At 29.9% G+C, this 24,532-nt stretch carries 23 protein-coding genes; 21 read left to right on the top strand and 2 right to left on the bottom strand.

From position 1 onward, the window contains the following. Nucleotides 1-127: 127 nt before the first annotated feature. The 20 genes from AABJ49_RS03310 (at nucleotide 128) to AABJ49_RS03215 (ending at nucleotide 21,751) form a co-directional block, all read left to right on the top strand. Complete coding sequence (locus AABJ49_RS03310; protein WP_338376092.1) at nucleotides 128-1,597, top strand: DUF5687 family protein; 1,470 nt, start codon at nucleotides 128-130, stop codon at nucleotides 1,595-1,597. A 45-nt stretch (nucleotides 1,598-1,642) separates the two neighbouring features. After that, nucleotides 1,643-2,338, top strand: a complete 696-nt coding sequence (locus AABJ49_RS03305) for an ABC transporter ATP-binding protein (RefSeq protein WP_338376091.1) — start codon at nucleotides 1,643-1,645, stop codon at nucleotides 2,336-2,338. Nucleotides 2,339-2,473: 135 nt separating this feature from the next. Further along, nucleotides 2,474-5,095, top strand: a complete 2,622-nt coding sequence (locus AABJ49_RS03300) for a gliding motility protein (protein ID WP_338376090.1) — start codon at nucleotides 2,474-2,476, stop codon at nucleotides 5,093-5,095. Between the two features lie 3 nt (nucleotides 5,096-5,098). After that, nucleotides 5,099-5,509, top strand: a complete 411-nt coding sequence (locus AABJ49_RS03295; protein WP_338376089.1) for a polymer-forming cytoskeletal protein — start codon at nucleotides 5,099-5,101, stop codon at nucleotides 5,507-5,509. A 666-nt stretch (nucleotides 5,510-6,175) separates the two neighbouring features. Next, a complete protein-coding gene (gene atpB, locus AABJ49_RS03290) occupies nucleotides 6,176-7,258 on the top strand; it encodes a F0F1 ATP synthase subunit A (protein WP_338376088.1) in 1,083 nt (360 codons plus the stop codon). Between the two features lie 40 nt (nucleotides 7,259-7,298). Beyond that, nucleotides 7,299-7,499, top strand: coding sequence for an ATP synthase F0 subunit C (gene atpE / locus AABJ49_RS03285; protein ID WP_338376087.1), 201 nt, complete (start codon nucleotides 7,299-7,301; stop codon nucleotides 7,497-7,499). A gap of 76 nt (nucleotides 7,500-7,575) precedes the next feature. Beyond that, complete coding sequence (locus AABJ49_RS03280; protein WP_338376086.1) at nucleotides 7,576-8,067, top strand: F0F1 ATP synthase subunit B; 492 nt, start codon at nucleotides 7,576-7,578, stop codon at nucleotides 8,065-8,067. Between the two features lie 2 nt (nucleotides 8,068-8,069). Beyond that, nucleotides 8,070-8,603: an ATP synthase F1 subunit delta gene (gene atpH, locus AABJ49_RS03275; RefSeq protein WP_338376085.1), complete on the top strand. Its 534-nt coding sequence runs from the start codon at nucleotides 8,070-8,072 to the stop codon at nucleotides 8,601-8,603. 39 nt (nucleotides 8,604-8,642) lie between these two features. Beyond that, nucleotides 8,643-10,217 carry a F0F1 ATP synthase subunit alpha gene (atpA, locus tag AABJ49_RS03270; RefSeq protein WP_338376084.1) on the top strand — a complete coding sequence of 525 codons (1,575 nt, stop codon included), beginning with the start codon at nucleotides 8,643-8,645 and terminating at the stop codon, nucleotides 10,215-10,217. A 77-nt stretch (nucleotides 10,218-10,294) separates the two neighbouring features. Then, the gene (gene atpG, locus AABJ49_RS03265) at nucleotides 10,295-11,152 is read left to right on the top strand and encodes an ATP synthase F1 subunit gamma (protein WP_338376083.1); all 858 of its coding nucleotides are present in this window, start codon (nucleotides 10,295-10,297) and stop codon (nucleotides 11,150-11,152) included. 102 nt (nucleotides 11,153-11,254) lie between these two features. Next, entirely contained in the window at nucleotides 11,255-13,600 is a 2,346-nt protein-coding gene (locus tag AABJ49_RS03260; protein WP_338376082.1) for a prolyl oligopeptidase family serine peptidase, read from the top strand. Next, nucleotides 13,600-14,022, top strand: coding sequence for a GNAT family N-acetyltransferase (locus tag AABJ49_RS03255; RefSeq protein ID WP_338376081.1), 423 nt, complete (start codon nucleotides 13,600-13,602; stop codon nucleotides 14,020-14,022). The genes AABJ49_RS03260 and AABJ49_RS03255 overlap by 1 nt, the downstream gene beginning before the upstream one ends. A 6-nt stretch (nucleotides 14,023-14,028) precedes the next feature. After that, entirely contained in the window at nucleotides 14,029-14,490 is a 462-nt protein-coding gene (locus AABJ49_RS03250) for a hypothetical protein (protein ID WP_338376080.1), read from the top strand. 32 nt (nucleotides 14,491-14,522) lie between these two features. Next, entirely contained in the window at nucleotides 14,523-15,992 is a 1,470-nt protein-coding gene (locus AABJ49_RS03245; protein ID WP_338376079.1) for a polysaccharide biosynthesis C-terminal domain-containing protein, read from the top strand. Next, nucleotides 15,989-16,423 (top strand): dUTP diphosphatase, encoded by a 435-nt coding sequence (gene dut, locus AABJ49_RS03240; protein WP_338376078.1) that lies wholly within the window; start codon nucleotides 15,989-15,991, stop codon nucleotides 16,421-16,423. The genes AABJ49_RS03245 and dut overlap by 4 nt, the downstream gene beginning before the upstream one ends. 47 nt (nucleotides 16,424-16,470) lie before the next feature. Next, on the top strand, nucleotides 16,471-17,481 hold the full coding sequence (locus AABJ49_RS03235; RefSeq protein ID WP_338376077.1) for a sugar phosphate nucleotidyltransferase: 1,011 nt from the start codon (nucleotides 16,471-16,473) through the stop codon (nucleotides 17,479-17,481). Between the two features lie 11 nt (nucleotides 17,482-17,492). Then, nucleotides 17,493-18,833, top strand: a complete 1,341-nt coding sequence (locus AABJ49_RS03230; RefSeq protein WP_338376076.1) for a tetratricopeptide repeat protein — start codon at nucleotides 17,493-17,495, stop codon at nucleotides 18,831-18,833. Between the two features lie 2 nt (nucleotides 18,834-18,835). Continuing rightward, nucleotides 18,836-19,609, top strand: coding sequence for a DUF4292 domain-containing protein (locus AABJ49_RS03225; RefSeq protein ID WP_338376075.1), 774 nt, complete (start codon nucleotides 18,836-18,838; stop codon nucleotides 19,607-19,609). Nucleotides 19,610-19,612: 3 nt separating this feature from the next. Then, a complete protein-coding gene (locus AABJ49_RS03220; protein WP_338376074.1) occupies nucleotides 19,613-20,887 on the top strand; it encodes a peptidoglycan DD-metalloendopeptidase family protein in 1,275 nt (424 codons plus the stop codon). 27 nt (nucleotides 20,888-20,914) lie between these two features. Then, nucleotides 20,915-21,751 carry a HEPN domain-containing protein gene (locus AABJ49_RS03215; protein ID WP_338376073.1) on the top strand — a complete coding sequence of 279 codons (837 nt, stop codon included), beginning with the start codon at nucleotides 20,915-20,917 and terminating at the stop codon, nucleotides 21,749-21,751. Nucleotides 21,752-21,755: 4 nt separating this feature from the next. Here the strand turns inward: AABJ49_RS03215 and AABJ49_RS03210 are convergent, their stop codons facing one another. Both AABJ49_RS03210 and AABJ49_RS03205 read right to left on the bottom strand, forming a co-directional pair. Then, nucleotides 21,756-22,268 carry an acyl-CoA thioesterase gene (locus AABJ49_RS03210; RefSeq protein ID WP_338376072.1) on the bottom strand — a complete coding sequence of 171 codons (513 nt, stop codon included), beginning with the start codon at nucleotides 22,266-22,268 and terminating at the stop codon, nucleotides 21,756-21,758. A gap of 65 nt (nucleotides 22,269-22,333) precedes the next feature. Continuing rightward, nucleotides 22,334-23,272 carry an SPOR domain-containing protein gene (locus AABJ49_RS03205; RefSeq protein ID WP_338376071.1) on the bottom strand — a complete coding sequence of 313 codons (939 nt, stop codon included), beginning with the start codon at nucleotides 23,270-23,272 and terminating at the stop codon, nucleotides 22,334-22,336. Nucleotides 23,273-23,417: 145 nt separating this feature from the next. Here AABJ49_RS03205 and dprA point away from each other — a divergent pair, with 145 nt between their 5' ends. Then, nucleotides 23,418-24,527 carry a DNA-processing protein DprA gene (gene dprA, locus AABJ49_RS03200; protein ID WP_338376070.1) on the top strand — a complete coding sequence of 370 codons (1,110 nt, stop codon included), beginning with the start codon at nucleotides 23,418-23,420 and terminating at the stop codon, nucleotides 24,525-24,527. Nucleotides 24,528-24,532 lie beyond the last annotated feature (5 nt).

Below are 24,532 nucleotides of genomic sequence, written 5' to 3'. Positions count from 1 at the left end.
ATTATTCCTTCAAAAGCAGAACATTATCTCAAAAAAACATATCCAGAATATGAATTGGTAAATAATTTGTAACAATTTTCAGAAACAACCTACTTATAATCAACCACAAACCAACTAACTAGTACTTATGATAAAACAATTTCTACTTTTAGAATGGAGAGCTTTTATTAGATCAGCTTCATTTTCAACCAACTTGGCTTTAAAAATTTTAATGGCTTTTGGAGCTTTGTATTTTATGGTTATGTTTATTGGATTAGGAATTGGGTCTTATTTTATTCTTGAAGAAGCAGGATTAAAGCCTTTTCCAACAGTAAACAAATTCATAATTTACTATTTAGTTTTTGATTTATTGTTTCGTTTTTTTTTGCAGAAAATGCCAACATTAGCAATCAGACCTTTTCTAAATCAAAACATCAAAAAGAATAGTATTGTTCATTATACTTTAGGAAAAACTATTTTATCTTTTTTCAATTTCATTCATTGGTTTTTCTTTATTCCTTTTACATTAGTTTTAATTAAAGAAGGTTTTTCTCCTTTAAGTTCTGTTTTATGGGGTTTAAGTATGTTGCTATTTGTATATGCAAATAATTTCATAGCCATTTTAATTGATAAAAAAGACAGTATATTTTATGCAGTAATCGGAATTTTTGCAGCCTTTGGATTGTTACAATATTATAACATATTCGATATAACAAATTACACCAATTCGTTTTTTGAAGGATTTTACAATGTAAATTACTTCATTTTGATTCCTCTTTCAGTTTTGATTGCGTTGTATTATTTTACATTCCAATTCTTCAAATCTAACTTATATTTAGATGCAGGTTTAGCAATCAAACATGAAGATGCTACTACAGAAAATTATACTTGGTTAGATAAATTAGGAAGTGTTTCAACTTTCATCAAAAACGACATTCGATTAATTAAAAGAAATAAAAGAGCTAAAACTTCGGTGTTAATGAGCTTTATTTTTCTTTTTTATGGTCTTTTATTCTTTACAGGTGGAATTGAAGCCTATGATAATCCTTTTATGAAAGTATTTGCAGGAATATTTATTTCTGGTGGATTTTTATTCACGTTTGGACAATTTGTACCAAGCTGGGATAGTTCTTATTACCCTTTAATGATGACTCAAAATATAACATACAAAGACTATTTAAATTCAAAATGGTGGTTAATTATTATTGCTACTATTATTTCTACTTTGGTGTCTTCATTTTATTTATACTTTGGATGGGAAGCTTATTTAGCCATTTTAGCTTGTGCTGTTTTCAATATGGGAATTAATTCACATTTAATTTTATTAGGTGGAGCATTTATCAAAACACCAATTGATTTAACTTCAGCCAAAGGTGCTTTTGGTGATAAAAAAGCTTTCAATGTTAAAACACTTTTAATTTCTTTACCAAAAATGCTATTACCTATTGCATTGTATAGTTTAGGGCACTTTTTATTAAGTCCAATTTATGGATATGTTTTTATCGTTTTAGCCGGAATTATCGGATTTGCCTTTAAAAACAAAGTATTTCAAATGATTGAAAGCATCTATAAAAAAGAGAAATATGCCACTTTACATGCATATAAACAAAAAGGATAAACCCAACAACCATTACCAAATACCTTTCACCAAAAACAAAAAAACATGATACACGTTTCAGACCTAAAAAAAACATATAACGGAACAACCGTTTTACATATAAATAATTTAGACATTCCAAAAGGTCAAAGTTTTGGTTTAGTTGGAAATAACGGTGCTGGAAAAACTACATTTTTCAGTATGTTATTAGATTTAATTATTCCAACAACAGGACGAATCACATCAAATAATATCCAAATTAATACCAGTGAAGAATGGAAAAAGTTTACATCATCTTTTATTGATGAAACGTTTTTAATTGGATATCTAACTCCAGAAGAATATTTTTATTTCATTGGAGAACTTCGTGGATGGAATAAAGCAGATGTGGATGCATTTCTAAAAAATTATGAAGATTTTTTCAATGGAGAAATTCTAAATAACAAAAAATACCTTAGAGATTTATCAAAAGGAAATGCCAAAAAAGCAGGAATTGTCGGTGCTTTAATTGGAAATCCAGAAGTTGTAATTTTAGATGAACCATTTGCAAATTTGGACCCAACTACTCAAATTAGGTTGAAAAAAATCATCAAATCACTAGCAGAAGATAATCATACAACAATTTTGGTTTCAAGTCACGATTTGCAACATACGGTTGAGGTTTCAGATAGAATTGTAGTTTTAGAAAAAGGAAATGTTGTAAAGGATTTAGTACCAACAACTGAAACCTTAAAAGAGCTAGAAGCATTCTTTTCTGCTTAAGCTAAAACATAAATTTTCGTTGGGTTAAACCCAAATAAAAAGAAATATTTTCATAGTTCTAAAAAAAACGTATTTTTACGAGTTCATATACTAAAACCTGAATTTTTCAGTTATGAATTATAAACTATTTTTACTTTGAAAATTAATACATATAAATATATTGGTATAGTTTCATTTATACTTCTAATCATCTCTTGTTCAACAAAGAAAGATAGATTTGTCAATAGAACGTTTCATGCCAAAACGGCCAAATATAATATTCTATATAATGGTGATGTTGCTTTAGAAACAGGTTTGAAAGATTTAGGAACAACCTATAAAGATAATTTTTGGGATGTTTTACCAGTAGAATATCTTCAAGACAGTGAAGAAGACATGCTTCCTGGTGAAGAAAAAAATCCAAATTTTGAACGCGCTGAAGATAAAGCCATCAAAGCCATTCAAAAACATTCCATGAATATTGGTGGTTCTGAAAAGAATTCCCAAATGGATGAAGCCTATATTTTATTGGGAAAAGCACGTTATTATGACAACCGTTTTATTCCAGCTTTAGAAGCTTTTAATTATGTTTTGTATAAATATCCAAATAGTGATAAAATCTACGAAGCTAAAGTTTGGAGAGAAAAAATCAACATCAGATTAGACAATGACCAAGTAGCTGCTGACAATTTAAAACGTCTTTTAAAAGATCAAAAAATTGAGGGGCAAGATTTAGCAAATGCTTCTGCAATGTTGGCTCAAGCTTATATGAATTTGGGAGTAAAAGATACAGCTTTAGCAGTTTTAAAAATTGCGAAAGAAAAAACTAAAATCAACGATCAAAAAGCGAGATATACTTTTATAACAGGGCAATTATATGAAGATTTAAAATATCCTGATAGCGCAGCAATGGCTTATAATGAAGTTATTGAAATGAAACGAAAATCTCCTAGAAAATATACCATTCAAGCTCATGCAAAATTAGCGCAACAGTTTGATTATGAAAAAGGAGACACTTTAGTTTTTCTTGAAAAATTTAATGAACTTTTAGAAGATAGAGAAAACAGACCATTTTTGGATGTCATAAATCATCAAATAGCATTGTTTTATGACAAACAAAAAAACGATAATCAAGCGGTAAAATATTACAACAAATCTTTAAGAAAGCAAACAGCTGACAAATACCTAACAGCTTTTAATTATAGAAACATTGCAGAAATCAATTTTTATAATGCAGAATATTTGAAAGCAGGGAAATATTACGATAGTACATTAACAAAGCTAAACGATAGAACTAGAGAATATAGAGCAATTGCAAAAAAGAGACTAAATCTTAATGATGTAATTAAATATGAAGGAATTGTTACAACTAATGATAGTATTCTATATGTAGTTTCACTTTCAGAAGAAGAAAGAAATACATATTATTCAAGTTATATTGAAAAACTAAAAGAGCAAGATTTACTTAAACAAAAAGAAATGGAGCGGTTAGCTCTAATTGAAGAAAATAAAGCAAATAATGGAGGCAAAATTCCTGGTGGAAAAGGGAACAACATGATTATATCAGAAGACGATATTTCAGTTTCAAGTAAAGCCAAATTTGCACCACCTAGCATAGGAGGAAATGACAATCAAGCTAGTAGTTTTTATTTTTATAGCCAAACTAATTTAGCTTTTGGAAAATCAGAATTCAGAAAAAAATGGGGAAAAAGAGAGTTGAAAGACAATTGGCGTTTTAGTAAACTATCCAATAATAATTCAAACACGGAAGAAGAAGAAAATAATATTGCTGAAAAAACAGAAGAAGAAGTTGTAGAAAATCCTGCTTATAAAGTAGACTTTTATACAAGTCAATTACCTTCTGACCAAAAAGTATTAGATAGTTTAAAAATCGATAGAGATTTTGCAGATTACCAATTAGGCTCTATCTACAAAGAGAAATTTAAAGAATATCAATTAGCAGCCGCAAAATTTGAAAAACTATTAGGCAATCAACCAGAAGAACGTTTGATTTTACCTTCAAAATATAATTTATTCAAAATATATCAAATACTTGGCAGTCCAAAAGCTAATGATATGAAGCAACAAATTATTGCAGAATATCCAGATAGTAGATATGCTCAAATAATTCAAAACCCAAATCAAGAAAACGAGGACAATCAATCTCCAGAAGCTATTTATGCCAAATTATATAAAGAATTTGAAAATGGAGAAATCAGAGAATCTTATGTAAAGGTGAATGAGTTTATAGATTTATATACTGGAGACGAAATGGCACCAAAATTTGAATTACTTAAAGCACAAATTGCAGCTCGTTTAAAGGGATTGGACGAATACAAGAAAACTTTAAATTTTGTGGCTTTGAATTATCCAAATGCTAAAGAAGGAAAAGAAGCAGAAAGTATTTTATCTAAAAACATTCCTAATCTAGAAAAATTAGAATTTAAACAAGAAACAACAGGTTCTTGGAAAATCGTTTTTCCAAAGGATTATATGTCAGTAGCTCAAATTGAAGCATTATATGTAAAACTAGATAAATTTATTAAAGACAGAAGTGATGTTTTGGTAAAAAGATCAAACGATGTGTACAATGAAAAAACAAACTTTATTGTGTTGCATGGTTTTCAATCAAAAGAATCAGCACAATCCACCTTGTTTTTATTGAAAGATTATAAAGATTACAAAGTAAATGATGAAGCTTATATAATTTCATCAGATAATTATATGATTGTCCAAATCAAGAAAAATTGGGACAAATTCATAGCATTAATCAAATAAATCATGTTTGACAAAAAAACAAAACCAGCAGAAGGACTATTTGGAAAAATGAATAGAATTGCTGAAGGAACACAATTAAATGGAGATTTAGTTTCAGATTCAGATGTTAGAATTGACGGAACATTAATAGGAAACATTACCCTAAAAGGAAAGTTAGTAATCGGCCCAAAAGGCTATGTTGAAGGAAATGTAAAATGCCAAAACATAGATGTCGAAGGTAAGTTTCTTGGAAAATTAGAAGCTATAGAGTTACTAAATGTCAAATCTAAAGCAAATATCAAAGGAGATGTTATAGTTGGAAAATTGGGTGTAGAACCAGGAGCAAACTTTACGGCAACATGTAGCATGAAGGGTTCAATAAAGAACATTAATGAAATAAAAAATGAACCAAAACAAGAAGAACAAACCGCATAATAAGTGGTTAATTTTTTTAAATATTCCTTTTCAAATGGGAATCATAATCTTTTTGGGTGTTTTTTTTGGTAGATATTTAGATTCTTACTTTAATACAGATCCTGTTTTTATAATTATATTTTCTTTAAGTTCAATTTTTATATCACTCTACGTAATTTTAAAAAATTTAAAAAAAATTCAAAACAATAATGATTAAAAGGTTTTTATTCTCAACTCTTTACCTTTCAATTATTGCTGTAATTATAGGTTTTTTGCATTTTCTTATTGTTAAAGATACGTTATTGTTTATACCATTACAAAATGTTTACTTTTTCAACTATATATTGTCAATTGTTGGACTAGCAACTCTATACTTTATATATAGTAAGTTTAATGACAAAGTTGGTTATACTTTTTTAGCAATAGGAATATTGAAAATGGCTATATCTATTTCATTCTTAATGCCTTTGATAAAATCCGAATTTGTTAATAAAATTCCCGATACATTAAACTTCTTTTTTTCTTATTTTATGTTTTTAATAATTGAGAGTGTTTTTTTGGTCAGTTTATTAAACAAAAAGCAGTAAAAGACAATTATTATAAAAATTACATCAATATGTTTTATTATTTTAATTAATAATGTACTTTTGCAAAAAAATTAAAACACTGTTTTATCTAAATATAGTTATGAAGATTTTTGGAAAAGTATTGAACATAGTTTTATTGGCTTCTTTATTATTAGTTTCAACTAAAAGTATTGCGTCAGGTGGTGGAGAAGAAGGTAAAGAATTTAATGCAACAGAATTAATAAATTCTCACATTGGAGATTCTCACGATTTTCACATCGCTGACTGGAAAGGTCATCCAATATCTCTCTCACTTCCTGTAATATTGTGGACAAATAATGGTTTAGTAACTTTTAGCTCTTCAGAATTTCATCATGATAACGATGGACATCATGTTGTAGATAAAAATGGAGAAAAATTTGTAAGATATAAAGAAGTAATTTATTACGCAGATAAATTTGAAAATTTAAGTGAAGACGATAAGAGTGCTTTAAATTTTGGAGCAAGACCTTTAAACTTTTCTATCACTAAGAATGTTTTTTCTATGCTTCTTTCAGTAGTTGTTTTGTTTTTACTATTCACAGCTTTAGCTCGTTCTTATAAGAAAAACAAAATGGCTCCAAAAGGTTTAGCAGGATTTTTAGAACCATTAGTTGTTTTTGTAAGAGATGACATTGCTCGTCCAAATATAGGCGAAAAAAAATACGCTAAATTTATGCCTTATTTATTGACTATATTTTTCTTTATATGGATAAATAATTTAATCGGTTTAATTCCATTTTTCCCTTTTAGTTCGAACTTAACAGGAAATATATATTTTACATTTGTGTTAGCATTTATAACATTTATTGTTACAACTTTAAATGGTAATAAAGATTATTGGGGTCACATTTTCAATACACCAGGAGTACCTGTTTGGTTGTCTCCAATTATGATTCCAGTGGAAATCATTGGAATGTTTACAAAACCTTTTGCTTTGATGATTCGTTTATTCGCTAACATTACTGCAGGACATATTATTATTTTGAGTTTAATTTCTTTAATATATATATTTAAAACAGCATGGATTTCACCAGTTTCTGGAGCCTTTGTTTTGTTTATGAGTGTTTTAGAAATGCTAGTAGCAGCGTTACAGGCTTATGTTTTTACGTTGTTATCAGCACTGTTTATTGGTCAGGCAGTTGCAGAACATGATCATCACTAAAATGAGTTTTATTAATTATTAACTAAATAAATTTTTTATTATGGTATTAGCTGGAATCGGTGCAGGATTAGCTGTTATTGGAGCAGGAATCGGGATTGGAAAAATTGGTGGATCAGCAATGGACGCTATGGCAAGACAACCTGAAGTTGCTAGCAAAATTCAAACAGCAATGATTATTGCTGCTGCTCTTATCGAAGGTGTTGCACTTTTCGCGGTAGTAGTTGCTTTAATCGCTAATTAATTAATTATCTTCTCACAACGGTTGGTTGTGAGAAGATTTTTTTAAAAAAAGAAACTAAAAGTAAATTATATATATTATGAATTTAACTTCACCAGAGAGTTTAATTTTTTGGACAAGTCTAATTTTTATTGTTTTCTTTATATTAATGAGAAAACTAGCTTGGAATCCAATTCTTGGAGCTGTAAAAAGCAGAGAAGACTCAATTAACAACGCTTTATTAGCAGCTGAAAATGCTAAGAAAGACATGCAAAACCTTAAAGCAGATAACGAAAAGTTATTAGCTGAAGCTAGAGCAGAAAGAGATATGATGATGAAAGAAGCTCGTGAAATCAAAGAAAAAATGATCAGCGATGCAAAATCCGAAGCTCAACTTCAAGGTGAAAAAATGATTGAACAAGCAAAAGCAACAATTGCTAGTGAAAAAAATGCTGCTATTGCTGATTTGAAAAATCAAGTAGGAACACTTTCTTTAGAAATTGCAGAAAAAGTACTAAAAGGAGAGTTAGCTAACAAAGAAGCTCAAACTAAATTAGTTGAGACTATGTTAGATGACGCTAAATTAAACTAATTATGGCAGGAACAAGAGCAGCTATTCGATACGCAAAAGCGATACTTGATATGTCTCAAGCAAATAATAATACAGTAAATGTAGCTAACGATATGACTTCGATAGTTAATGCTGTTAAGGATAGTAATGAGTTGAAAAACTTTTTACAAAGTCCTATTATTAAAGGAGAAATAAAATATGCTTCTTTGGAACAAATTTTTGCTTCAGCTCAAAAAGAAACTAAAGGTTTATTTCAATTACTTTTATCAAATAAAAGATTTGAATTATTACCAACAATAGCTTCTGATTTTTTAGCATTAGTAAATGAATTAAATGGTGTTGAAATTGCAAAAGTTACAACTGCTTTTCCAATCACTGCTGATTTAGAAGCTAAGGTTTTAGCAAAAATTAAAGAGTTTTCAAATAAAACAATCACTTTAGAAAACATAGTAGACGAATCTATTATTGGTGGATTTGTACTAACTATTGGTGATAAACAATATAATGCATCTGTTTCAAACAGATTGCAAAATTTAAAAAGAGAATTTAGTTATTAATATTTATTACACTTCAAGAGTGTACAAATTATAAATAAAATGGCAGAAATAAATCCAGCTGAAATTTCAGCAATATTAAAGCAACAACTATCAGGTTTTGAATCTGGTGCAACGTTAGAAGAAGTAGGAACTGTTCTACAAGTAGGAGATGGTATCGCACGTGTTTACGGATTATCAAACGCACAATATGGTGAGTTAGTTCAATTCGACAACGGTTTGGAGGCAATCGTACTTAATTTAGAAGAAGATAATGTTGGTGTGGTACTTTTAGGACCATCTACAGGAATTCGTGAAGGTTCAAATGTAAAAAGAACACAACGTATTGCATCATTAAAAGTTGGTGAAGAAGTTGTTGGTCGTGTATTAGATACATTGGGTAACCCAATTGATGGTAAAGGACCAATTGGAGGAACTTTATATGAAATGCCATTAGAAAGAAAAGCTCCTGGAGTTATCTTTCGTCAACCAGTAACTGAACCATTACAAACAGGTATTAAAGCAATCGATGCTATGATTCCAGTAGGTAGAGGTCAACGTGAATTGGTAATTGGTGACCGTCAAACAGGAAAAACAACTGTTTGTATTGACACCATCTTAAATCAAAAAGAATTTTATGATGCTGGGCAACCAGTATATTGTATATATGTAGCAATTGGACAAAAAGCTTCGACTGTTGCAGGAATTGCAAAAACATTAGAAGAAAAAGGAGCAATGGCTTATACAACTATTGTAGCAGCAAACGCTTCTGATCCTGCGGCAATGCAAGTTTATGCACCTATGGCTGGAGCTTCAATCGGAGAATATTTCCGTGATACAGGTCGTCCTGCATTAATCATTTATGATGATTTATCTAAACAAGCTGTAGCTTACCGTGAGGTTTCTCTTTTATTAAGAAGACCACCAGGACGTGAGGCTTATCCTGGAGACGTTTTTTACTTACACTCTCGTTTATTAGAAAGAGCTTGTAAAGTAATCGCAAATGATGATATTGCTAAAGACATGAATGATTTACCAGACGTATTGAAACCAATTGTTAAAGGTGGAGGTTCATTAACAGCTTTACCAATTATTGAAACACAAGCAGGTGACGTTTCTGCATATATTCCGACAAACGTAATTTCGATTACTGACGGACAAATTTTCTTAGAGTCTGATTTATTCAACTCTGGAGTTCGTCCTGCAATTAACGTAGGTATTTCTGTATCTCGTGTTGGAGGTAATGCACAAATTAAATCAATGAAAAAAGTTTCAGGAACTTTAAAACTTGACCAAGCTCAATATAGAGAACTTGAAGCATTTGCTAAATTTGGTTCTGATTTAGATGCAGCTACCAAAAACGTAATTGAAAAAGGTAAACGTAACGTTGAAATCTTAAAACAAGCCGTAAATGACCCATTTACAGTAGAAGATCAAGTTGCAATTATTTATGCGGGCTCTAAAAACTTATTAAAAGATGTTCCTGTAGAAAAGGTAAAAGAATTTGAAAAAGATTTTATCGAATATCTTAATGCAAAACACAGACCAACATTAGATGCTTTAAAAGCAGGTAAATTCACAGATGAAATTACAGATGTTTTAGGAGCAGCAGCTAAAGAAGTTTCAGCAAAATATTAATTTTAGGTAATTGGTTTTAGGTGATAGGTAATAGTTTTACCAATCACCTATAGCCTATAACCCAACACCTATATAAAATGGCAAATTTAAAGGAAATTAGAAATAGAATTACTTCCGTTTCATCTACGATGCAAATAACATCTGCGATGAAAATGGTTTCTGCAGCAAAGCTAAAAAAAGCACAAGATGCTATTACAGCTATGCGACCTTATGCCGAAAAATTAACGGAATTATTACAAAACCTAAGCGCAACTCTTGAAGGAGATAGTGCAGGAAGTTTTGCAGATCAAAGAGAAGTTAACAAAGTATTAGTTGTTGTCATAACTTCAAATAGAGGTTTGTGCGGTGCTTTTAATACAAACGTAATTAAGAAAGCAATTACTGCCAAAGAATCTTACGCTGGAAAACAAGTTGATATTTTTGCTATTGGTAAAAAAGGAAATGATGTTTTAGGAAAGACCTGTAACGTAGTTTACAATCAAAGTTCAGTTTTTGATGATTTAACTTTTGATAATGTTGCAGCAATTGCTCAAGTTTTGATGGATAAATTCGAAGCTGGTGAATATGATAAAATTGAAATAGTTTATAATCAATTCAAAAATGCAGCGACTCAAATTGTACAAAGAGAACAATTTTTACCATTAGCTCCAATTACTGGTGGTGAAGCTGTTTCTTCTGACTACATTTTTGAGCCTTCTAAAGAAGAAATTGTGTTGACATTGATTCCTAAATCATTAAAAACACAATTATACAAAGCTGTTAGAGATTCATTTGCATCAGAACATGGAGCTCGTATGACGGCAATGCACAAAGCAACAGATAATGCAACAGAATTAAGAAATCAATTAAAATTAACTTACAACAAAGCTCGTCAAGCTGCAATTACTGGAGAAATCCTTGAAATTGTTGGTGGAGCAGAGGCTTTGAATAACTAAACAGTTTAAGAGTTAAGATTAATTAAATTATATATAAAAAAGGGCCAAAGCAATTTGGCTCTTTTTTTATTTAATATATTTGTTAAAACCAAAACCGTAACAATGCAAAAATATATTTTCACTCTTTTTATCTTTATTGGATTCAATGGAATTGCTCAAAATCTTCAGCTAGAACAAATCATGAAAGGTGATGAGTTTGTAGGAAACCAACCAGAAAATCATCGTTGGTCTATTGATGGTAATACCGTTTATTTCGATTGGAATCCAAACAATGAAGTGGGAAATAGCACTTATTATTGGAATAGTACTATGAAAGAACCTCAAATTCTAAAGGATGAAGATGTAGCATTTTCTGAAATTGACGATACAAATCAAACAGAATTTGAAACGGTTTACTACACTAAAGCAGGTAATTTATGCGCTTTCAACAGAAAAAATAAAAGCATAAAAAAAATAATTGTTGCTTCAGAGCGAATTTATAATGTAGAAAGAAGTAACAATCCTGAAATCATTTTCTACCAGCAAAACAGAAATGTTTACCAATTAAATACTAAAAACTTTTCAATCCTACAATTGACAAATTTTAAATCAGGAACGGAATTAGAAGATAAAGAAAAACCAAAAAACTATTTAGAAAATCAACAATCCGAATTATTTCAATTTGTACGAGATAATCAAGTTAAAGACGATTGGTACAAAGCTAGAAATGAAAAAAACAAAGAGACTTTAATCAAAGAAATATATTTTGGAAAATCGTCTTTAGAACAACTAAAACCTGCACCAAACGGAAAATTTATTACTTTTAGATTAACTGATTATGAAAAGCAAAATCCAACTAAAGTTGAACATTATATTTCCGATAACGGTTATACTTCTAATAAATCAGCACGTGCAAAAGTATCCATAGATAATCTGAGCAAACATAAAATGGGAATTTATAACATTGAAAAAGACACTGTTTATTATGTTTCTTTTTCCAAATTAACTGGAATTATGGATTATCCTGCTTATTATAAAGAATATGATGATTTAAAAGACAAGGAAAAAGAAGAGAAAGCAGTGGTAATGGTTAGCCCAATTTACAATAAAGCTGGAACAAAAGCAGTTTTTGAATTGCGAAGTCAAGACAATAAAGACCGATGGATTGTTCAGTTGAATTTAAATTCAGGTGAAATTACAGAATTAGATCATCAACATGATGAAGCATGGATTGGTGGACCAGGAATTCCAAATTACAATTATGGTGGAGGAACTTTAGGGTTTTTAAAAGATAATGAAGCCATTTATTTTCAATCAGAAGCTACGGGATTTTCGCATTTATATACTTTAAATTTAAATTCAAAAAAGAAAACCCAACTCACATCAGGAAATTGGGAAGTTAGAGATGTAAAGCTTTCACAAGATTTAAAAACATTTTATATTACAACAAACACTAATCATCCTGGAAACAGAGAATTCTATAAATTAGATAGTGACACCAAAAAAATGACACCTATTTTAACCAATGAAGGTGCTTATGAAGTGGAATTATCTCCAAATGAAAAGCAACTTTTAGTTCGATATTCTTATAAAAATAAACCTTGGGAATTATATTTAGCTGATAATAAACCTAATCCAACTCTAAAACAAATTACCCATTCAACTACAAAAGAATTTGAAGCTTACCAATGGGAAAGTCCAAACGTAATCACTTTCAAAGCTGAAGATGGCAATACGGTTTACGCAAGGCTTTATGAACCAAAACCTGCAATCAAAAACAAAGCAGCTATAATTTTTGTACATGGAGCTGGATATTTACAAAACGCTCATAATTATTGGAGTTCCTATCACAGAGAATTCATGTTTCACAATATGTTATCCGATTTAGGTTACACGGTTTTAGATATTGATTATAGAGGAAGTGATGGGTATGGAAGAGATGTCAGAACAGGAATTTATAGACACATGGGTGGTTTAGATTTGTCTGATCAATTAGATGGGAAAAAATATTTAGTCGAGAATTTAGGAATTGATGCCAATCGAGTTGGAATTTACGGTGGTTCTTACGGTGGATTTATTACTTTAATGGCTTTGTTGACTGAACCAGGAGAATTTAAAGCAGGAGCAGCCTTACGTTCAGTTACCGATTGGGCTCATTACAATCAAGGTTATACAGCTAATATTTTGAATTTCCCAGAAACTGATTCTATTGCTTACAAAAGAAGTTCACCCATTTATTTTGCTGAAAATCTTAAAGATAAATTGTTAATGTTACATGGAATGGTTGATGATAACGTGCAATTTCAAGACGTAGTTCGTTTATCGCAACGATTTATTGAATTAGGAAAAAAAGATTGGGATTTAGCCGTTTTTCCAGTAGAAGCTCACGGTTTTAAAGAAACTTATTCATGGGTTGATGAATATAGACGAATTTTAGATTTGTTCAATAAAAATTTATTAGAAGAATAATGCAAATCCTTGAATTAACTACCAAAGAAACTATGTTGGAACAACTTCCAATAATTCAACACTTATATGCTGATTTTACTTTGGAAAAATATGAATCGCTTTTAGACGAAATGTTACCTATAAATTACAAGCAAGTAATTATTCAAGAAAACAATGAAACCATAGGTTTGGCAGGATTTTGGATAGCCACTAAATTGTGGTGTGGCAAATATTTAGAATTGGATAATGTAATAGTTCATCCCAGTCACCGTTCTAAAGGTATTGGGAAGGTTATCACAGAATATCTTGTTCAAAAAGCAATAGATAACAATTGTACAATGGCTGCTTTAGATGCTTATACAACCAATTTTGCAGCACAAAAATTTTATATGAACCTTGGTTTTGTACCCAAAGGATTTCATTTTGTAAAAGATTTAAAATAAAAAAAGATGAAAATTTTAGTTGTACTTATTTTGTTCTCATTAGTTTCTTGTTCTTCTTCAAAAGAAATTTCACCGAATTTAACTGATAACATAGAAAGTGTTTATTATCAAAAGTGGATAGCTGGAGTTCAAGGTGGTGGAAGTGGTATTAATTTTCATGTAAATCTAAATTTACCTTTGAAAGATAATGTTAAATTAGAAAAAGTTCAATTTGACACATATGAAGTTGCTTTTGAAAAAATTTCAGAAACAGAATATGTTGCTAAAATAAATTCACATCAAAATGATTTAATTTTGGATGAAAACCCTAAAAAAGAATATGGAAATCAAGCTCCAAAAGTGAGTTTAAAATCAAATGAAGCAAATCTAATTTTTAGTATAAACGGAAAAGAAGTTATTAAAAACATTCAAAAAGTTAAAGAAAAACCAATGATTGCTTATCCATCGATGGAAAGACCAAAGAATTAATTACTTTTGCTTCAATATAAAAAACCACAACTTTGAGTGTATATAAAAGTCTTTTTAAACAAACTGCAATTTATGGCTTAGCAACAGTTTTGCCTAGAATGTTTAGTTTTATTTTAGTGCCTTTATACACTGATCCAAAGGTTTTAAATGTTGAAGAATATGGAGAAGTTTCAATAATTTTTTCATGGTTAGTTTTCTTTAATGTCATTCTTTCTTATGGAATGGAAACCAGCTTTTTTCGATTCTTTTCCAAAGAAGATAATAAAAGTGTAGTCAGTACTTCAACAATCTCTCTTTTTTGGTCATCCATTGCATTCTTAATTATTGCTCTTTTGGGTAGGAATTATTTAGCAAATGCCAGTAATATTGAAGCCGAATATATAGTTTATACCATTTGGATTTTAGTTTTAGATGCATTGGTCATTATTCCATTTTCAAAACTTAGAGCTGAAAAAAGGCCTATCTTTTATGCTTTAATTAAAATAGGAAATGTTGCTTTAAATTTATTTTTAAACTTATTCTTTTTGCTTTGGTTACCCAAATTAGCAGTAAGTTCTCCAGATAGTTTTATCAGTACTATATATTTCGAAAACTTCCAGATAGGATACATTTTTGTAGCAAATATCATAGCAAGTTTAGCGACTTTTATACTACTATCTCCAACTTATTTAAAAATGAATTGGCATTTTGATGTACAACTTTGGAAAAAAATGATGCAATACAGTTTGCCAGTTATGATTGCAGGAATTGCTTTTGCTATCAATGAAACTTTCGACAGAATTCTATTAGATTATATTTTACCAGAAGATATTGCTAAAACCGAAATCGGAGCTTATTCAGCTTGTTATAAGTTAGCATTATTCATGACACTTTTTGCAACAGCATTTAGATTAGGAATTGAGCCTTTCTTTTTTAGTCATTCATCAAATGAAAATGCCAGTAAAACCTATGCAGAAATCACTAAATATTTTGTGATTTTTGGCTCTATTATTTTATTAGTTGTTGTGGTTTTCGCTGATGTTTTAAAGATGTTCATCATTCGTGATGCTTCTTATTGGGAAGCCATGAAAGTTGTTCCCTTGATAATTTTAGCCAATTTCTTTTTAGGAATTTACAACAATCTTTCCGTTTGGTACAAACTAACAGACAAAACTAAAATGGGCATGTACATTTCAATTGTTGGAGCCATAATTACGTTAGTTTTAAACTTTTTATTAATCCCAATTTGGAGTTATATGGGAAGTGCTATAGCTACAATTTCTGCTTATGGAAGCATGATGTTGATTTCTTATTATCTAGGAAATAAGTATTATCCTATTCCGTATGATATGAAAAAAATATTTGGGTATTTAGGCTTGGCCATTTTATTGTCAGGACTTTCTTTTTACATCAAAATATTTAGAGAAACCTATATTTTTGGTATTTTAGCCATAATCTTTTTCGCCTATTTTATTTATAGAAACGAAAAGGAAATTTTATTAAGAATAATAAAGAAAAAATGAACATCAAAATAATAAACAAATCCCAACATCCATTACCTAATTACGAAACAATAGCTTCTGCTGGAATGGATTTACGTGCTAATTTATCAGAGTCAATTACCTTAAATTCTCTTGAAAGAACCATTGTAAAAACCGGACTTTTTATCGAATTACCAATCGGTTATGAAGCACAAGTTCGTCCAAGAAGTGGTTTGGCTGCCAAAAAAGGAATCACTGTACTAAATTCACCAGGAACGGTTGATGCAGATTATCGTGGAGAAATCGGAGTAATTTTAGTAAATTTATCCAATGAACCTTTCATAATAGAAAACGGTGAAAGAATTGCTCAACTAATCATAGCCAAACACGAAAGAGCCGAATGGATTGAAGTGGAAGAATTGTCTGAAACATCAAGAGGTGAAGGTGGTTTCGGAAGCACAGGAGTTAAATAAAATGAATTGCCGTTGGCTTCAGCCATCGGAATAATAAAAAATAAAAAATGAAAATAATAGTACCAATGGCAGGTCGTGGTTCACGTCTTCGTCCACATACATTAACAGTTCCAAAACCATTAATTCCTGTAGCAGGAAAGCCTATCGTTCATAGGTTGGTGGAAGATATTGCTGGAGTTTTAAACCAAGATATTGAAGAAGTAGCTTTTATCATTCATGAAAGTTTTGGTAAAAAAGTAGAAGAAGAATTAATTGCTATTGCGCAAAAATTAGGAGCAAAAGGAACAATTTATTATCAAAATGAAGCTTTGGGAACAGGTCATGCTATTATGTGTGCCAAAGATTCTCTTTCTGGACCAGCAGTTATCGCTTATGCTGACACGTTGATTCGAGCAGATTTCGATTTAGATAAAAATGCAGATAGCGTAATTTGGGTAAAACAAGTTGATAAACCAGAAGCTTTTGGAGTTGTAAATTTAAATGACAACGGAGAAATCATTGAATTGGTGGAGAAACCAAAAGAATTTGTTTCTGACTTGGCTGTTATCGGAATATACTATTTCAAAGATGTAGCCGTTCTTAAAAACGAATTGCAATCAGTACTTGATAACAACATCATTCATGGTGGAGAATATCAAATTAATGATGGAATTAAACAAATGATGGCAAAAGGCATGAAATTTGTACCAGGAAAAGTAGATGAATGGATGGATTGTGGCAATAAAGACGTAACTGTTGAGACAAACACAAGAATGTTAGGCTTTTTACAGAATGATGGAGAACATTTGATTGATTATGATGTAAAAAAAGAAAACTCAACTATAATTCCTCCTTGTTATATTGGTGAAGATGTAGTTTTAATTAACGCTACAGTTGGACCAAATGTATCTTTAGGGAAAGGTTGCCATGTAATTGATTCAACAATTAAAAACAGTTTAGTGCAAACACATGCTCACATTAAAAATGCCAATTTAGACAATGCTATGATAGGAAATCACGCTTCATTTGATGGTAATTTTACTAGTATTAGCATTGGAGATTATTCGGTTTTAGAATAAAATATAACTTAATGAATAAATTTATCACATTTTTTATACTTTTTATAGCTTTTAGTTATAACCAAGTATTTTATGCTCAAGAGATTCCAAACCCAGAAGAAATTGCTGCGGTTGATGATGCTTTTGAAAATAATTTCTATGATGCCTTGACCCAAAAAGCCATTGAAAATTATGACAGAGCTATAGTTTCTTTGCAAAAATGTTTAGATAAAGATGCCAACAATCCGGTTATTTATAATGAATTAGGGAAAAATTATTTTGCTTTAAAACAATATGCTGAAGCACAAAATGCCTTTCAAAAAGCAGTCGATTTAAACCCAAAAGAACGTTGGTTTTGGAATGGTTTATATGATGTTTTTTATGAAACCAAAGATTATAACAATGCCATCAGAATTGTAACAAAACTTATAGAATTCAACAAAGATTTTCAAGATGATTTGGTTTCGTTGTACATGTATACCAATCAAAAAGATAAGGCTTTAGCTTTATTAAAAGACATGGAACAAACCACTAATTTGTCTCAAACTATGGAATATTATAAGTTGCAATTGGAAAGAACTCCAGAAGTTAATAAGCCACAGAAAGATGATTTGGAAAAAGCCATCAAGAAAAATCCATTAGTAGAACAAAATTATATTGATTTAATTTACCAATATTCAGAATCAAACAACGAAGAAAAAGCCTTTGAAGTTGCTAAAAAACTAGCTGAAAATATTCCAAATTCAGATTGGGCTCATGTAAGTTTGGTTAAGTTTTATTTGAATAATAACGATGGTCAAAACGCTTCTAATTCTATGTTTAAGGTTTTGGAAAGCAGTAAAATTGACATAAAAATCAAACATAGGGTTTTTAATGAATTCTTAATATTTGCTTGTAATAATCCAGAGTTTTCAGACAATTTAGAGAAAGGAATTACGTTATTAGATGAAGATAGAAGCGTAAATGTAAGTAAAGAAGTAGCGAAATATTTTCTAAAGAAAAACAGATTAGACGAAGCTATATTCTATTTTGAAAAAAGCATTGCTAACCAACCAGAAGATTTTGAAAGTTTTGAATTTTTAATGCAGTTATTAGTGCAGAAAAAACAGTTTGAAAAAATAGATAAATATGCCAATCAACAATTAGAGCTTTATCCTACGCAAGCGAGTTTGTATTATTATTCAGGAGTTGCTTTATTAAATTTGAATAAAACCAAAGAAGCTATAAATAAATTAGAAGAAGGTGTTGATTATGTGGTTGAAAATCCAGCTTTAGAAAAGGAATTTTATACACAATTAGCGAACTCTTATGAAAAAGCAGGAGATTTAAAAAAGAAAGAAATGTATTTATCTAAAATCCAAAACGTAAAATAATAATGAAAAAAGGCTTTCTATTTGTATTTCTTTCTGTGATTTTAGTTTCGTGTAAAACATCACAATTGGCTTCAAACGCTAAAGCATCAAAAGGTGTAAAGGTGGAAGAAATTGTAAAAGGACACAACGATAATTTTAAAGATTTTTCTACCTTAAGTATTAGAACAGATTTAAAATACGAAGATGTAAAAAACAAACAATCTATTAGTGCTGATATTCGTATAAAAAAAGATGAAATCATTTGGATTAACATTAAATTTTTAGGATTTCCTGTTGCCAAAGCTTTGATTACACCAGAAAAGGTAAGTTATTACGAAAAAGTAAACGGAACTTATTTTGAAGGAGATTATATTTTATTAAGCAATTGGTTAGGAACAGAATTAGATTTTCAAAAAGCTCAAAATCTATTATTAGGAAAAGCATTAACGGAAATTTCCAAAGAAGAATATGTGTCAGAAATTGTAAACAATATGTACCAGCTTTCTGAGAAAAAACAGAATAATATTCAAAAACAATACACGTTTGAAGCAGGAAGATTTTTATTGAAACAAGAAATAATAAAACAACTTTCAGACAATAAGAATTTAGAAATTAATTACGTTTCACATACACTTGTAGATGATAGTGTTTTCCCAAAAGAAATGAGTATCAAAGCCAGTCAAAAAAACGAAGTTTCTATAGATATTGAATACAAAAAAGTGGACATCAATCCAGATTTGACTTTCCCTTTTTCAATTCCAGATGATTACGAACAAGTTGAGATTAAACAACAATAATAGATGAAGTCAAAAATAGTTATTATAGCATTCCTTTTATGCAGCACATTCAGTTGGGCTCAAACTTCTAAGCAACAAGAATTAGAGGCAAGAAAAGAAAAAATCATTAATGCTATTTTGCAATACAATGGCTTGTTGAATATTGAAAAGAAAAAAGAAAAATCAGTTTTAACCGAAATCAAAGAAAAAGATGCAAGAATTCGTTTGAGTGAAAAACTAATTTCTACAAATGAAACCCAAGTTAAGTATATTGCAAATGACATAGCTAAAAACCAAAAGCTAATAAAAAGTTTAACTAAAGAATTAGAAATTTTAAAAGAGGATTATGCCAGTATGATTGTGAAAGCCTATAAAAGTCGTTCACAAAGTAGTAGAGTTATGTTTGTTTTGTCTTCCCAAAATTTCTATCAAGCTTACAAGCGAATTCAATACATGAAGCAATATGCAGGTTTTAGAAAATCGCAAGCAGAAGAAATTAAGGTTAAGCAACAAAAACTTAATCAAGCTATTGTAACACTTCAAGCAAAAAAAGAGCAAAGAGAAAAAGTAATTGCTCAAACGGCTAAAGAAAAAGAAGAGTTAGAAAATCAAAAGCAAGAAAAAGAAAAACTGGTAAAGATTATTCAAAAAGACAAAAAGAAATATTCAGCTGAAATTGACAAAAAAGAAAAAGAAAAAAGAGAAGTAGATAGACAAATTAAAAAGACAATTGCTGATGCTATTGCTGCTGCTAATAAAAAAGCCGCTGAAAAAGCAAAAGCTGAAGCTAAAAAGAATAATACATCTACTACAACAACAACAAAAACAGCACCAGTTGCAAGTACAAATAGTTCTAAATTCATTTTAACAGCTGAAGGAAAAGTAGATTCTGACAACTTTAAAGCAAACAAAGGAAAACTTCCGTTACCTGTTGAAAAAGGTTATATTTCTTTGCCTTATGGTGATCAACCACATCCAATTCATAAAAACCTAACGACACATAATAGTGGTGTTGAAATCACAACACAACCAGGTGCAAATGCAAGAGCCGTTTTTGCTGGAGAAGTTATTCAAGTACAATCAATTTATGCCAATAATTACGCGGTTTACATCAGACATGGTGATTATATTACTTTGTATATGAACATTGAATCGTTGAGTGTTGCTGTTGGTGATAAAGTTTCTATAAAACAAAAGTTAGGTAAAATTCACACCAATTCTGATGGAAAAACAACCATGAAGTTTATCGTAACTCAAAACACAACAACTTTGAATCCTTCTAGTTGGTTGAGTTTGTAATAAAGTGATAACCCCAATTAATTCATTATGAGTATTTCAAATAGATTATTTGAAACTGCAATTCAAGATTTGAATTCTGCGGAAATATTATATAATTCAAATCATTATAATTTAGCTTTATTTCAATTACAACAGTCAGTTGAGAAGTTTGTAAAATCTTTTGGAATAAAAACAGGAATAATAAAATCAGAAGATATTGCAAGAAAAATTAATCATTTACCTCATAAGGTTTTCTCTCAGCTTTATCAAAAACAAATAGAGGAATTGTCTGAATTAGCAAACACTCCTTTATTTATTTCTGATATGATTCCACCTCACCAAAGAGGGAAAAGTAAAAGAAAAGAAAATTTAGAAAATTTAAAAGGTCTTCATTATAAAATAACTAATGTTGAGCTTCTTAAAATTAAAGAAATTCCTACTGACCAAATTGAAAGTTTTATTGAAGGAGCATACAGCCTTGATAAAGAACCAATTTTTGATGATGAAGAATTATTCAGTAATTTCAAAGATGATATCGTAAAAACGAATAAACACTTTATAGAATATTTTAAAGGAAATAAAAGCATTAAAACTTTATCAGAAGATTTGATAAATAAAAGTAATGAAATTGCTAAAAACAAAGTTATTACACATAAAAGAGAAACTATACGAGAAAGTAAATTTGCTTATATATGTTATGTTTGGATAAATCTATCATTGATGACATCACCGCATGAACAATCAACAAGATATCCTTCAACAATAAATGATGAAAGTCCACAAAATGTTTATACTATAAATCATAATATAATCAAACATATTCCAGAATTTATAGAATTGATGAGGAGAACTATTGAAAACTACAATCAAATATATGAAAACTAAATAACTACGAAGTAAACAAAGCCTTCAATTCAGTAGCATCATTAGGTTTCATTTTTCCAGCTAAGACTAAACTCAATTGTTTTCTTCTCAAAGCACCTTCAAAACGCTCAATTTCTAAATCAGTTTCTGGAATAACAGCAGGAACTTGAACAGGTCTTCCAGAATCGTCAACAGCTACAAAAGTATAAATAGCTTCATTAGCTTTTGAACGATTACCACTTTCTCTATCTTCTACCCAAACATCAAGAAAAATTTCCATAGAAGAATTAAATGATCTCGAAATTTTAGCTTCAACAGTCACAACACTTCCTAAAGCGATAGATTTATTAAAAGCCACATGATTAACACTTGCAGTAACCGTAATTCTTCTGCAATGACGTCTTGCAGCAATACTAGCAGCTCTGTCCATACGAGCTAATAATTCACCACCAAATAAATTGTTTAAAGGATTTGTTTCACTTGGTAAAACAAGGTCTGTAAGTATAGTTAAGGATTGCGAAGCTTTTCTTGGTTCCATTCTTTTTTTTGGCAAAGATAAAGGAAATTAGCTATTTTGAACTTAAAAAGTTGTTAAGAAAAAACCTAATCAATTAATAACCACGCTTGGTTATTAGAAGTTTTTCTCAAATCATCTAGAAATAATTTAGCTTCATTGTAATCAGAAAAACTTTGGAAATATACTGGATTCATTCCATTGTTGCTTTTTGGACCCAATTCTGCTTTAAAACCTTGTTGTATTAAATCAGCATAAGCATTTTTAGCATTTTGTTCACTACTAAAAACACCAGCAACAATGTGATAAGGATAGTTTTTAGTATCTTCTTCTAACGCAACATTTACAGCAGGAATAGGAGTATCAATAAAAAAAGTAGCTTCTTGTATTTTGTCATGAACTTTGTCTTGTACTGATTTTTCAACCATTAAAGTTTGTTGTTCAATTTGATTGTCATAATGATATTTATAACCAATTGTTCCTGCTAAACCAAAAAACAAAACAGCTGCAGCAGCATATTTTAAGTACGAATAATTTTTCTTCTTTTCAGGTGTAAAAATTATTGGGGTAACTTCTTCTAATTCTTCCACCACTTTTTTCAATTCTTCTCTTTTTACAGTAGGAGAAATGAAATTAGATAATCCAAAAGAACTTGTTAGATAATTGGTAGTGTTGATTGGCTCAAAAAACCAAGTCATTTCACTAGAAAGTTTAATATTTCCAATGTTTTCGATTGCCAAAGTTTCTCTGTTTTGTAATTTTTGCATCCAAAGAGCAACTTCTTTTGCCAAATTAGAAACAGCTTCTTCATAAGAAATTTTCTCAGCTAACGCGATATGATTGGCTAATAAACCATCATTATTCTTAATATTAGCATTGAAAGAAACTACTTTTGTAGGTGGATTGAATGTAACAGCACTACCATTAAGCTGTGCAGACTGAATTTCGGTCAAAAAAGCACCAAAACCAGGAACTGTAACGCATTGGTAACGATACAACAAAGAAGATATGTGACTGTTAATATTCATAAGAGCAAAGAAAAAATTTTAACCCATTAAAGCAAAATTAATCAAGCTATATTTATTAACATTTGCTAAAATATTTTACAAAATGTTTATTAACAATGTGTTATAACTTCAAAAAAATATTTATTTTTGAAGCCAATTTATTTATATGAGCCAAACAGAATTATTTTACGCCTTATCCTTACTACAAGTAGAAGGAGTTGGAGATGTCATGGCAAAGAAACTCATCAATCAATGTGGTTCTGCCGAAAACATTTTTAAAGAAAAGAAAACAAGCCTTCAAAAAATTGATGGTGTTGGAACTTCAATCATCAAAAACCTCAAAGACAAAACTATCTTTGATAAAGCTACAGCTGAATTAAAATTTATCGAACAAGAAAACATACAAACTTTATATTTTCAAGATAAATTATATCCAGAACGCTTGAAACATTGTTTTGATAGCCCTTTAGTTCTATTTCAATCGGGTAATATTGATTTACAAAATCGAAAAATCATTAGTATTGTTGGAACAAGACAAATTACAAGTTATGGAACAGAATTTTGCAAGAAACTACTAGAAGATTTAGCACCTTTAAATCCAATTATCGTGAGTGGTTTTGCTTATGGTGTTGATATTGTGGCTCATCAAACAGCTATGGATTTAGGATTGCAAACGGTTGGTGTTTTAGCTCACGGTTTAAACCAAATTTATCCAAAAGTTCATAAAAAGTATGTAGCCAAAATGGAAGAAAATGGTGGATTCTTAACAGAATTTTGGAGCACTTCAAACCCAGAAAAAGAAAATTTTGTAAAGCGAAACAGAATTGTTGCCGGAATGAGTGAAGCAACAATTGTAATTGAAAGTGCTGAAAAAGGAGGTTCATTAATTACAGCTATGTTGGCCAATGATTACAATAGAGATGTTTTTGCTGTTCCAGGAAGAACGTCAGATAAACTAAGTCAAGGTTGTAATAATTTGATAAAAACTCAAAGAGCCAATCTACTTTCAAGTGCAGCTGATATTGTTTATATCTTAAATTGGGAATTAGAAAACGATAAAAAAGAAACCAAAACCATTCAAAAACAACTCTTTGTCTCTCTCGAACCCGAAGAGCAAAAAGTGTATGATTATTTATTAAGTAAAGGAAAAGAACAAATGGATATTATAGCTTTAGAATGTGATTTTCCAATATTTAGAATTTCATCTATTTTATTAAATATGGAATTAAAAGGAGTTGTAAGACCATTGCCTGGAAAATTGTTTGAAGCGATTTAATAAAA

The organism is uncultured Flavobacterium sp. (assembly GCF_963922255.1).
GTDB lineage: Bacteria > Bacteroidota > Bacteroidia > Flavobacteriales > Flavobacteriaceae > Flavobacterium.
Note: the sequence above shows the minus strand (reverse complement) of the source record. Positions and strands in the feature narration are given on the sequence as shown.